This is a genomic window from Sphingomonas longa, from assembly GCF_016892685.1.
Classification (GTDB): Bacteria; Pseudomonadota; Alphaproteobacteria; order Sphingomonadales; family Sphingomonadaceae; genus Sphingomonas; species Sphingomonas longa.
Genome location: NZ_JAFEMC010000001.1, coordinates 954,691 through 966,267, shown reverse-complemented (window position 1 = coordinate 966,267; position 11,577 = coordinate 954,691). Strand labels below are relative to the sequence as shown.

Annotated in this window: 9 protein-coding genes; 4 read left to right on the top strand and 5 right to left on the bottom strand. The window is 68.9% G+C overall.

The genetic code is table 11. The features are described from left to right. Complete coding sequence (locus ILT43_RS04635) at positions 1 to 195, bottom strand: hypothetical protein (protein ID WP_204195517.1); 195 nt, start codon at positions 193 to 195, stop codon at positions 1 to 3. A 148-nt stretch (positions 196 to 343) separates the two neighbouring features. On the opposite strand from ILT43_RS04635, the gene ILT43_RS04630 reads away from it, so the two are divergent. From ILT43_RS04630 to ILT43_RS04615, 4 genes are all read left to right on the top strand, one after another. After that, complete coding sequence (locus tag ILT43_RS04630) at positions 344 to 556, top strand: hypothetical protein (protein WP_204195516.1); 213 nt, start codon at positions 344 to 346, stop codon at positions 554 to 556. 79 nt (positions 557 to 635) lie between these two features. Continuing rightward, positions 636 to 1,040: a response regulator gene (locus ILT43_RS04625; RefSeq protein ID WP_204195515.1), complete on the top strand. Its 405-nt coding sequence runs from the start codon at positions 636 to 638 to the stop codon at positions 1,038 to 1,040. 102 nt (positions 1,041 to 1,142) lie between these two features. Next, positions 1,143 to 3,080 (top strand): autotransporter assembly complex protein TamA, encoded by a 1,938-nt coding sequence (locus ILT43_RS04620; RefSeq protein ID WP_204195514.1) that lies wholly within the window; start codon positions 1,143 to 1,145, stop codon positions 3,078 to 3,080. A 41-nt stretch (positions 3,081 to 3,121) separates the two neighbouring features. After that, the gene (locus tag ILT43_RS04615) at positions 3,122 to 7,192 is read left to right on the top strand and encodes a translocation/assembly module TamB domain-containing protein (protein ID WP_239474091.1); all 4,071 of its coding nucleotides are present in this window, start codon (positions 3,122 to 3,124) and stop codon (positions 7,190 to 7,192) included. A 97-nt stretch (positions 7,193 to 7,289) separates the two neighbouring features. Here ILT43_RS04615 and ILT43_RS04610 read toward each other — a convergent pair whose 3' ends face one another. From ILT43_RS04610 to ILT43_RS04595, 4 genes are all read right to left on the bottom strand, one after another. Then, positions 7,290 to 8,051 carry an ABC transporter permease gene (locus ILT43_RS04610; protein ID WP_055845307.1) on the bottom strand — a complete coding sequence of 254 codons (762 nt, stop codon included), beginning with the start codon at positions 8,049 to 8,051 and terminating at the stop codon, positions 7,290 to 7,292. A gap of 166 nt (positions 8,052 to 8,217) precedes the next feature. After that, the gene (locus ILT43_RS04605) at positions 8,218 to 9,150 is read right to left on the bottom strand and encodes an ABC transporter ATP-binding protein (protein WP_204195512.1); all 933 of its coding nucleotides are present in this window, start codon (positions 9,148 to 9,150) and stop codon (positions 8,218 to 8,220) included. A 240-nt stretch (positions 9,151 to 9,390) separates the two neighbouring features. After that, the gene (locus ILT43_RS04600; protein ID WP_204195511.1) at positions 9,391 to 10,077 is read right to left on the bottom strand and encodes a DsbA family protein; all 687 of its coding nucleotides are present in this window, start codon (positions 10,075 to 10,077) and stop codon (positions 9,391 to 9,393) included. Further along, positions 10,074 to 11,429 (bottom strand): M48 family metalloprotease, encoded by a 1,356-nt coding sequence (locus ILT43_RS04595; protein ID WP_204195510.1) that lies wholly within the window; start codon positions 11,427 to 11,429, stop codon positions 10,074 to 10,076. Before ILT43_RS04595 ends, ILT43_RS04600 begins: the two co-directional genes overlap by 4 nt. Between the last annotated feature and the right edge of the window lie 148 nt (positions 11,430 to 11,577).

Sequence of the window (11,577 nt, the reverse complement as noted above, 5' to 3'; positions counted from 1 at the left end):
TTACCCGCGCCCGCGCCACCACACCAACGCGGCGCCGACCGCACCCACCGCCAGCCCGATGAGGAAGCCCGGCGTCGCCTCGCCGACGAAGAAGCCGATAGCGGTACCGATCATCGCGCCGAGCGCGACGAGGAAGCCGCCGGCCGTGCTGCCGGCGCGTGCTCCGGAGCGGGGAGAGGGAGGAGGAATCGTCATGCCGATCGTCGTCGCACGTCCCGTTGCGGGACGCCAGCGTGCCGGATCGGGACACTCGGAACGGTCCGGCGAGGGGCGGTTTACCAACGCGACGGGCTGAGTCCGGCGCTCTGGCCAATTCGGCACGGACTTTGTTAGGGGGTTGGCGATGCTTACCTTTCCGTACCTGGCGAATGCCGCCGAAGTGGCCGCGGCGGCCGATCTGTTGTCGTCGTTCGGCGAGGAAGCGGGGGCCGAGGCTGCCCTGCGGGCCGCACGCAGTCGCGATCTGGGCAACCACATCCATTTTTGCCGGTGGCGTCAGATCGAACGTCTGATCGCCGTGATGCGCTCCGAACAGGCGGTCGGCACCGTTCATTGAACGAACGGCGATTTCTTAGTGCGGCGACAACCATTTAGCGGCTAGGACCGCAAATGTGTTGGCGTTGGGAGCTAGAGCGATGCGCCGTCGGCGGGTGCTGATTGTCGACGATTCGCTCACGATCTGTGCGATGATCGAAACGCTGCTGACGAAGCAGCGCGATATGGAGGTCGTCGGCGTCATCGAGCGCCCGGAAGAGGCCATGGCAGCGGTGTCGCGGCTGGAGCCGGACGTGCTGACGCTCGATCTCGCGATGCCGGGCCTCGACGGACTGTCGCTGCTCGCCACGCTGATGCGGCGGCGGCCGATGCCCGTCGTCATCCTGTCGTCGGCCATCGTCCAGGACGCGGAGATCGCCAAGCAGGCGATTGCGCTGGGAGCGTCGGCGTGCTTCGACAAGAGCCGGCTGATCGCCAACGCCGATCGGTTTGTGTCGATCGTACGCACCGCCCGCTGCGGCAAGGTCAAGGTGGCGGCAGCCTAACGGCATCTGCCGGATGCCCGCATTACCTTGACTGCGGAAGGTAATGCAATCGAACCAACCACAAGGCTCGCACACAGGCGCGTGCGCCGCTAGAGGGCGGCCATGCTGCTCCGCGTCCTGTGGTCCGGCCGCTGGGCGGTCGCCGCCTGTTCCCTTTGCCTCGCGGGCCATGTGCGCGCCCAACAGGGCGTGCAGACCGATGCGCCCGATCCGAATTCGCCGCTTGCGCCGTTGCCCGACATCGGTGTCGCATGGCCCGACCTGTCGGCGGAACCCGCTACGACCGGACCGGCCACCGCCGCCACCGACGTGGTCGCCGAGCGCCGGTACGGCTGGCGGGTCGATGGCATCGACGGCGTCGGATCGCCGCTGCTGAAACAGCGCTTCGACGAGTTCTCGACGCTGAACGCCGGCGATGGCGATCCCGCCAACGCCGCGCAACTCGACCGCCGCGCGCGCGAGGATGCCGAGCTTCTGGCGACGCTGCTCCGCGCGGAGGGCTATTACGATGTCGCCGTCACGACGCGGGTGGAGGCGGGCGCGAAGCCGCTGGTGGTGCTGGAGGCAACGCCTGGTGGCCTGTACCGCTTCGCCGGCGTGACGCTGGACGGCGTTGCCGCGGCCGGGGACAAGTCCGCTTCGTTGACCGATGCGTTCGGCGTCAAGGCTGGCGATCCCGTCAACGCGGACACGATCGTCGCGGGACAGGCGCGGCTCGCGACCGCCGTCGGCGCAGAGGGGTTTCCTTTCGCCAGGGTCGGCGATCCGGCGATCGTCGTCGACCGCGCCGCGCGGACCGCGACGCTGGACCTGAGCGTCGCGCCCGGTGGTGAGCGGCGCTTCGGCGACATCGTCGCACTGCCCGGCAATCGCGTGTTCGGGCCGGATCACGTGGCGGAGATCGCGCGCTTCGACCGCGGCGATCCCTTCGACCAGCGCCGCCTCGACGATCTCCGCCGCGCCCTGATCCAGACCGGGCTCGTCTCCGCCGTCGCGCTGACCCCGGTCGAGGGCAAGGAGCCCGGCACCGTCGACATCGGCGTGAAGCTGGACCGCGCGCCCCCGCGCACCGTCGCGGGCGAACTCGGCTACGGCACCGGCGAGGGCGCGCGTGCGGAACTCAGCTGGACCCACCGCAACCTGTTTCCTCCCGAGGGCGGCCTGACGCTGCGCAGCGTACTCGGCACACAGGAACAACTCGGCTCGGTCGTCTATCGCCGCAACAATTTCGAGGCGCGCGACCGCGTGCTGACGTTCCAGGTCGCGGCGGCGCACCAGTCGCGCAACGCGTACGACGCGAAGACCTTCTCGCTGTCCGGCACGCTGGAGCGGCAGACCAACATCTTCTTCCAAAAGACGTGGACGTGGTCGATCGGCGCCGAACTGATCGCCTCGGACGAGCGTGACGTGATCCTCGCCACGGGGGATCCGCGCCGCCGAACCTTCTTCATCGGTGCGTTGCCGACCAGCCTGATCTACGACGGGTCGGACGATCTGCTGAACCCGACGACCGGCTTCCGCATCGGCGGGCGGATCAGTCCGGAGGCATCGTTGCAGGGATCGGTGTTCGGCTATGCGCGCACCCAACTCGACGCCAGCGTGTACCGCACGGTCATGCCCGGCGTCGTGCTGGCGGGGCGGACCCGGCTCGGCACGATCGCCGGTTCGCCGCGCGACGCGGTCGCGCCCTCGCGGCGCTTCTACGCCGGCGGCGGCGCGTCGGTGCGCGGCTATGGTTTCCAGTCGATCGGCCCGCGCGACCCGAATAACGACCCGATCGGCGGCCGCAGCCTGACCGAATTCTCGATCGAGGCGCGGGTGAAGGCGTTCGGCAATTTCGGCGTCGTGCCCTTCCTCGACGCCGGCAACATCTACACCGCCGCGCTGCCGCGCTTCACCGACTTCCGCTACGGCGCGGGCCTGGGCGTGCGATACTATTCGAACTTCGGGCCGATCCGCATCGACGTCGGCACGCCGCTCAACCCGCAGCGGGGCGACTCGAAAATCGCGGTCTATGTGTCGCTGGGACAGGCGTTTTGACGAGGGCCGTGCGCTGGATCGTCGGCATTATCGCCGGCCTGATGGCGCTGGCGGCGGCGGTGCTGGTGCTGGTCGACACGCCCTGGGGTCACGGACTGGTCGCCGAGCGGATCGGCAAGATACGCCCGAGCAGCGGCCTGCGCTTCTCGGTCGGGCGGATCGAGGGATCGCTCTACGGTGAGACGCGGCTGACCGACCTGCGCGTCTACGACCTGAAGGGCCTCGTCTTCCGCGCACCGCAGGTCGAGCTGGACTGGCGGCCGGCACGGTGGCTGTCGAACGAGCTCGCGATCGACCGGCTGGTGGTGCCGCAGGCGGTGCTCGAACACGTCCCGCAAACCCGCAAGAGCGGCAAGGCGTCGCCGATCCTGCCCGATTTCGACATCCTGATCGGGCGGCTCGACATCGGCCGGCTGACGCTCGCCCGGCCGGTCCTAGGCCGCGAGCGTGAGGCGCGCGTCGTCGCGCAAGCGGACATCCGTTCCGGCCGCGCGCTGGTGAAGATCGACGCCGCGGTCGCGGGCAGCGACCGGCTGGCGCTATCGATCGATGCCCAGCCGGACCGCGACAGGTTCGATATCGACGTGCGCGCAGCGGGCGCTTCCGGCGGCGCGCTGGCGAAGGCGGCGGGCGTCGCCGGGCCGGTGGCGCTGACCGTCACCGGCGACGGCCGCTGGGCGCAGTGGCGCGGCACCGCGGTCGCGACCGCGCGCGGTACCCGTGTCGCCGACCTCGCGCTGGCGGCTACCTCCGGCCGCTACACGTTGTCGGGCGCGATCACGCCGGCATCGCTGCTGACCGGCAAGGCGCAGCGGCTGACCAGCCCGCGCGTCGCGGTCATTGGATCGGCGACCTTCGCGAACCGCCGGCTCGACGGGGCGCTGAACCTGCGTTCGGCGGCGCTGGCGATCGACACGACCGGCACGATCGATCTCGGCGCGAACGCGTACCGCAACGTCCGCATCGCCGCGCGCCTGCTGCGGCCGGCGGCGCTGTTCGGCAACATGGGCGGGCAGGGGATCGCACTGCGGGCGATCCTCGACGGCCCGTTCGCCACCGCGCGCTACGACTGGCGGCTCGCAGCGAACCGGCTGTCGTTCGACAATACCGGGTTCGAGACGTTCCGTGCGGCGGGCGCCGGGCGCCTGTCGACAACGCCCGCCCGCCTGCCGGTCCGGGTCGCCGCCGCGCGCGTCACCGGCGTCGGCGATGTCGCGGGCGGCATCCTGCGCAACCTGTCGGTCGACGGCGTGCTGGTGCTCGCGCCACCGACGCTGACCGGCACCGCGCTGAAACTGCGCTCGGACAAGCTGGCGGGGCTGATCGATCTGTCGCTCGACCTGCGCACCGGCCGGTTCGAGGTGGGGCTGAACGGTCGGCTGGGCCGTTACCTGATCCCGGGCATCGGCATCGTCGACGTCACCTCGCGGCTTCAGGTCGTGCCCGGACCGAATGGGCGCGGCACGCGCATCGTCGGGCGGGGGCAGGCGCAGGTGCGGCGGCTCGACAATGCGTTCTTCCGCTCGCTGACGGGCGGGCTGCCGCGCATCGATACCGGGCTGGAGCGGACCGCGGACGGTATCCTCCACTTCAACGGCGCACGCCTCGTCTCCCCGCAACTGACGCTGTCCGGCAACGGCTATCGCCGCCGCGACGGCACCTTCCACTTCGAAGGTGCAGGCACGCAGGCGACCTACGGCCCGCTGACACTGGTGCTGGACGGCCGCATCGAAAAGCCGACGATCGACCTGAAGCTCGCCCGCCCGAACAAGGCGCTGGGCCTGCGAGACGTGATCGCGCACCTCGATCCCACGCCGCAAGGCTTCGCATTCCGGGCGGCCGGCCGTTCCCGCCTCGGCCCGTTCACCTCCACCGGCGCGATCCTGCTGCCGCGCGGTCCGGGTGCGACGGTGTCGATCGCCGCGCTGGATGTCGCCGGCACCCGCGCGCGGGGCGATCTTGCGATCGTCACCGGCGGCTTCGACGGACGGCTCGCGGTCGCGGGCGGGGGGCTAGACGGCGAGTTGCTGTTCCGCCCGGTCGGCATCGTCCAGCGGATCGAGGCGCATCTCGCGGCGCGCAATGCCGCGTTCGAGGGTGTGACCCTGCGACAGGGCAAGCTCGACCTTGTGACCCTGCTCGATCCCGCCGGCCAGACGATCGACGCGACCGCCAGCGGCCAGGGGCTGCGCTATGGCGGTCTCTCGCTCGCGCGGTTCGGCGGGACTGCGAAGCTGGTCGACGGCCTGGGCGAAGTGCGTGCCGCGATCGCCGGGTCGCGCGGTCGCGCCTTCGACCTGCGCACCGTGACGCAGGTCCGCGCCGACGGCTACACCGTCGCGGGGCAGGGTACGCTCGATCGCCGCCCGATCCAGCTCATCACGCCTGCGATCGTGACCCGCGACGGCGACGGCTGGCGGCTTGCCCCGACCCGCCTGTCCTTTGCGGGTGGCGAAGCGAAGCTGTCCGGCCGCTCCGGCCCCGGCGGGCTGGCGGTGGAGGCGAGCGTGGAGCGGATGCCGCTCGCGATCCTCGACATCGGCTTCGCGGGGCTGGGCCTCGGCGGCACCGCGTCGGGGACGCTCGACTATTCCGCCGCCACGAACGGCCCGCCGACCGGGCGCGTGGACATGACGCTGCGCGGCGTCACCCGCTCCGGGCTGGTGCTCACCTCCGCCCCGATCGACATCGGCGTTGCTGGCGTGCTGCGCGCGGACCGCGCCGGCCTGCGCGCGGTGCTGGCCTCCGGCGGCAAGACGATCGGCCGGGCGCAGGCGCAATTGTCGCCGCTCGGACAAGGTAGCCTGATCCGCCGCCTCGCCGATGCGAAGCTGTTCGCGCAGTTACGCTATGCCGGGCCGGCGGACGCGTTGTGGCGGCTGACCGGTGTGGAGCTGTTCGACCTGTCCGGCCCGGTGTCGATCGGCGCGGACGTGACCGGAAGCCTCGCGCAGCCGCTGATCCGCGGCGCGCTCAACGCCAGTGGCGCACGGATCGAAAGCGCCACCACCGGCACGCTGCTGACCGGGGTTCAGGCGAGCGGCCGCTTCGCCGGCTCCCGCCTCGCCATCGAACGCTTCTCCGCCGATGCGGGCAAGGGCGGCCGGGTGGAGGGTAGCGGCCAGTTCGACTTCGCCGCGCCGACCGGGATCGGCCTCGACATCCGGCTGAACGCGCAGAACGCCGTGATGATCGCGCGCGACGATATCGGCGCGACCGTCACCGGGCCACTACGCTTCCTGTCGACGGGTACCGGCGGCACGATATCGGGCGACGTCGTCCTCAACCGTGCGCGCTATCGTCTGGGTCAGGCGACCGCCGCCACGGCCGCGCCGAAGCTGAACGTGCGCGAAATCAACGTGCCGGGCGGCGATGTCGAGGATGACCGGCCACCCGCGCCGTGGACGCTCGATCTCGGCGCAAAGGCATCGGGTGGCGTGATGGTCAGCGGCCTCGGCCTGACCAGCGAATGGTCCGCAAACATCCGCATCGGCGGCCAGCCGACCAATCCCGCGATCACGGGCCGCGCGAACCTGATCCGCGGCGACGTGGAGTTTGCGGGACGCGATTTCGAGCTGGAGCGCGGCGTCATCCGCTTCGGCGGCGAAACCCCCGCCAACCCGGCGCTGGATATTCAGGCGAACGCCGACAGCACCGGCCTGAACGCGAGTATCCGCGTCGCCGGCACTGCGCTGAAACCGGAAATCAGCTTCACCAGCGTGCCCGCGCTGCCGGAAGACGAATTGCTGTCGCGGCTGCTGTTCGGTACCTCGATCACCAACCTGTCCGCACCAGAGGCGCTGCAACTCGCAGCGGCGGTGTCGGCGTTGCAGAATGGCGGCACCGGCCTCAACCCCATCAACGCGCTGCGCCGCGCCGCGGGGTTGGACCGGCTGCGTATCCTGCCCGCCGATCCGCAGACCGGACAGGGCACGTCGGTCGCCGCGGGCAAGTTCGTGACGCGTCGCCTGTATGCGGAGATCGTCACCGACGGTCAGGGCTATTCCGCAACGCAGGTCGAGTTTCAGGTCACGCGCTGGCTGTCGCTGTTGTCGAGCATCTCCACGCTGGGCCGCCAGAGCGCCAACGTGCGGGTGTCGAAGGATTACTGAACCCGTTCGTGCTGAGCGCCGTCGAAGCACCGATCACGGAGGACAGACTTCCGTGGCGTGGCCGTCGACTAGGCTGAGGCCGAACGGGCGCTGAGCTTCAGCTCTTCAGCCGCCACCCGGTCCGGAATATCCACCCGATCCACGTCAGGCACGCCGCGAAGAACCCCGCCGTCACCGCCAGGCTGATCCCGACACCGACGTCGCTCGTCCCGAAGAACGTCCAGCGGAAGCCGTTGATCAGGTACACGACCGGATTGAACAGCGTGATCGACCGCCACGGTTCCGGCAGGATCGTCACCGAATAGAACGCACCGCCGAGGAAGGTGAGGGGCGTCACGACCAGCAGCGGGATAACCTGCAACTGCTCGAACCCCTTCGCCCAGATACCGATCGCGAATCCGAACATGCAGAATGTCGCCGCCACCAGCACCAGATAGGCGATCATCGCGAACGGGTGCGCGATCGGCAGGTCGACGAACAGATGCGCCGTCGCGAAGATGACGAGGCCGATCACCACCGACTTGGTCGTCGCCGCCCCGACATAGCCCAGCACCGTCTCCAGCGGGGAGAGTGGCGCCGATAGCAACTCATAGATCGTGCCCGTGAACTTCGGCATGTAGATGCCGAGCGACGCGTTCAGGATGCTCTCCGAAAAGATCGCGAGCAGCATCAGTCCGGGGACGATGAACGCGCCGTACGGCACACCCGACACCTCCCGCATCTGCGATCCGATCGCCGAACCGAACACGATGAAATACAGCGACGTGGTGATGACGGGCACCATCAGGCTGGTCCAGATCGTCCGCCCGAACCGCGCCATCTCAAAGCGATAGATCGCCCATATGCCATGCAGGTTCATGCGATCGTTCCTCGGTTCAGGGTGGGGCGAGGGCGACCGTGAGCCTTCCGACCGACGAGGATTGTGCCCCCGCGAAGGCGGGAGCCCAGTGTCTCCGAACTCATCCGCCTTTGTACTGCGTGTTTACTGGGCTCCCGCTTTCGTGGGACCAGGGGCGTGGCGGAGCTCATCGCTTCTCCTCCACCAGCCCGACGAAGATATCCTCCAGGCTCGACTTCGACGTTTCCAGATCCTTGAACGCGATGCCCAGCTCCTGCATCCGCCGCAGGAACGACGGTATTCCCGTCCGCTCCCCCGTCGCATCGAACACGTAGCGCAAGGTGTGGCCCTCATTCTCCAGCGTCGGCGCCCATTCCTCCAGTTCCGCGGGTATGGCGGTCATCGGCTCGACCAGGGTCAGGTCCAATTCGCGCTTGCCCAGCTTCTTCATCAGCGCCGCCTTGTCGTCGACCAGCAGCAGCTTGCCCTTGGCGATCACGCCGACGCGGTCGGCCATCTCCTCGGCCTCCTCGATGTAATGCGTCGTCAGGATGATCGTGACGCCGCGGTCGCGCAGGCGATGGACCAGCTTCCACATGTCCCGGCGCAGCGCCACGTCGACGCCCGCCGACGGTTCGTCGAGGAACAGCAGGTCGGGTTCATGCGCCAGCGCCTTGGCGATCAGCACGCGCCGCTTCATCCCGCCCGACAGCGTCATGATCTTGGCGTGCCGTTTATCCCACAGCGACAGGTCGCGCAGCAGTTCCTCGATATAGGCGCTGTGCCCCGATCGCCCGAACAGCCGGCGCGAGAAGGTGACCGTCGCCAGCACGCTCTCGAACGCATCGGTCGACAGCTCCTGCGGCACCAGCCCGACGCGGCGGCGCGCCTGCTTATAGTCGTTCAGCGCGTCGTGACCGTCGACCGTGATGCTGCCGGTCGACGGCACGACGATCCCGCACACGATCGAGATCAGCGTCGTCTTGCCCGCGCCGTTCGGCCCCAGCAGCGCGAAGATCTCGCCCCTCTGGATATCGAGGTCCACCGCCTCCAGCGCGGTCGGTCCGTTGGCGTAGGTCTTCGACACGCCACGGATCGACAGGATCGGATCGTTCGCCAAGTCTGTCCCCCTGTTGGGTAGTTGGCGGCGTCTTAGCGGCGGGAGGGGACGGCGCAAACGTCTAACTCCCCGCTTTTAGGAGCGGGCCGGGGTGGGGTGGAGCCGTGGCGAGCCACCGGAGCGATTTGAAGCACAATTGGAAATCAAGCTCTTCGACAAGCTCACGGCAAACGGACCGGTGGCCCAACGTCACGCCGTCACCCGCCAGCGGTTCATCCGTCCATGATCCTCCGCCGGCCGTTACCCCGCGCGCGCCTCGGCGATCGCGCGTTTCAGGTCCTCGATCGGGAAGGCGCCCGACATCACCCGGTCGCCGATCACCCAGCTCGGTGTGCCGGTGATCCCCAGCTTCGCCGCGGTATCGAGGTTGCTCGCGATCTCCGCATCCACCCTGGGCGCGATCGTCGACAGATCGCTCGTATCGACGCCAGCGGTCCGCGCGGCGGCGGCGATCGTGTCGGTCGACACCGGCCCGCCCGCGTACAGCGCGTCGTGGAACTTCGAGAACTTGTCCTGCGCCGCCGCGACCAGGCTGATCCGGGCGGCATCGCGGCTGCTGTCCGCCAGTACCGGCAGCTCCCGGAACACGATGCGCAGGTTCGAATCATCGGCCAGCAACTGCCGGATCGCGGGCAGGCTGGCGCGACAATAGCCGCAATTATAATCGTAATATTCGACCAGCGTGACATCCGCCTTCGGATTGCCCGCCCAGGCCCCCGCGAACGGCGTCGTGATCGCGTCGCGGTTCGCGGCGACGGACTTGCCTGCCTCCCGCTCCTGCAAGCGACGCATCGCCTCCGGGATCACCTCCGGATGCGCCATCAGATATCCGCGCACGTCGCTGTCACCGCGGGGGATCAAGTAGGTGGCGGCAGCCCCCACCAGCCCGCCGGCGACGGCGGTTGCGAACAATATCGGAGCTTTCACCGGCGTTTCTTCTTCTTTTCACCCGCGAACGCGTCGCTGGAGGTCATCGCGATGTCCTGCGCGCGAATCCAGTCGGGCGTGTTCGACGGGATGTTGGCCATCGCATATTTGGCGGAGGCGATGGCGGTGCGCTGATCGCCCATCATGCTCGCGCGCTCGGCGGTGGCGAGCGCGGCGCGCGGCTCGTCGCCGGTGCGCTCGTAAGCGGTGCCGAGCTGCATCCAGCCCCAGGGATTCTCGTCGTCGCGTTGCACCGCCACGCGCAGAACCTTGATCGCCTCGGGCAGGTTCGCCTTGTCGTCGGTCGCGATCAACGCGTGGCCCAGCGTCGTCGAGATCAGCGGATTGCTCCCGGACTCCTGCGTTGCCAGCCGGAGCGGCACGAGCGCGGCGCGCGGCTTCCCCGCCTCCAGCAGGATCTGGCCCTTGATCTCCTGGAAATACGGGTTGTTCGGCTCGCGCCTGACCAGCGCATTCGCCTCCGCGTCCGCTTTCTCGGGATAGCCCGATTTATGATAGGCATAGGCGCGGGCGTATTGTGCGTAGATCGTCTGGTCCGTCTCGGGATATTCGGTCAGCGTCCGTGGCGCGTCCATGACGTAACCGGCCAGCTTCGCGCGCACCCGCCGGAACCGCTCCTGCAACGCCGCGTCGGGCGCCTTGTCGTACGCGGCCGACTTCTGCACGTCGCCGGTCAGCGTCTGGATGCGCGTGCCCGATAGCGGATGGCTCTGCATGAACGGATCGATGTTCGACAGGCCGTAGCGATATTCGTCCTGCTGCATCGTCTTGAAAAAGCTCAGCATCCCCTTGCCGGTGATGCCCGCGGTGTCGAGGTAGCGCACGGCGGAGGCGTCTGCGGTCGCTTCCTGCACGCGACTGAAGGCGAGGTAGTTGCCCATCGCCGCCTGCTGCCCCATGCCCATGATGCCGGCGCCCGCCTCGCCCGATCCGGCGGCGATCGCCGCCAGCGCCAGCACCATCGACAGGATCGAAATCTTCATCGCCGGCTTCATCGCCGCCTCGCCCGACAGGACATGGCCGTCGGCGATATGGCCCAGTTCGTGCGCGATCACGCCCTGCACCTGATTGGCGTTGCTCGCCGCCTGGATCAGGCCGGAATGCACATAGACGATCTGCCCGCCCGCGACGAACGCGTTGATCGAGCTGTCGTTGATCAGCACGATCTTCACGTCCTGCGGTCGCAGACCCGCTGCGGAGATCAGCGGCGCGGACATGTCCGCGAACAGGCTTTCCGTTTCCGCATCGCGCAGGATCGATTGCGCCGCCGCCGGCTGCGTCCACAACAGCGCAGCCATCGCGAGGCTCGTCAGGGCAGCGAAGCGCGTCATCGGTAAGGGGTATCCGCTAAATGGCCGGCGGGATCAACGGCACGCCGCGATGGGCCGGGGCGGCTGAACGGCGGGTGAAGGGCAGCACGACCGCCCGTCAGAGCCCCAAACCAGAACCGCCCCGCACTCCTGCGAGTGCGGGGCGGCC

Excerpts from the sequence above, each read along its gene's own strand:
- ILT43_RS04635 (WP_204195517.1), bottom strand. The coding sequence starts at position 195 with ATGACGATTCCTCCTCCCTCTCCCCGCTCCGGAGCACGCGCCGGCAGC.
- ILT43_RS04630 (WP_204195516.1), top strand. The coding sequence starts at position 344 with ATGCTTACCTTTCCGTACCTGGCGAATGCCGCCGAAGTGGCCGCGGCG.
- ILT43_RS04625 (WP_204195515.1), top strand. The coding sequence starts at position 636 with ATGCGCCGTCGGCGGGTGCTGATTGTCGACGATTCGCTCACGATCTGT.
- ILT43_RS04620 (WP_204195514.1), top strand. The coding sequence starts at position 1,143 with ATGCTGCTCCGCGTCCTGTGGTCCGGCCGCTGGGCGGTCGCCGCCTGT.
- ILT43_RS04615 (WP_239474091.1), top strand. The coding sequence starts at position 3,122 with ATGGCGCTGGCGGCGGCGGTGCTGGTGCTGGTCGACACGCCCTGGGGT.
- ILT43_RS04610 (WP_055845307.1), bottom strand. The coding sequence starts at position 8,051 with ATGAACCTGCATGGCATATGGGCGATCTATCGCTTTGAGATGGCGCGG.
- ILT43_RS04595 (WP_204195510.1), bottom strand. The coding sequence starts at position 11,429 with ATGACGCGCTTCGCTGCCCTGACGAGCCTCGCGATGGCTGCGCTGTTG.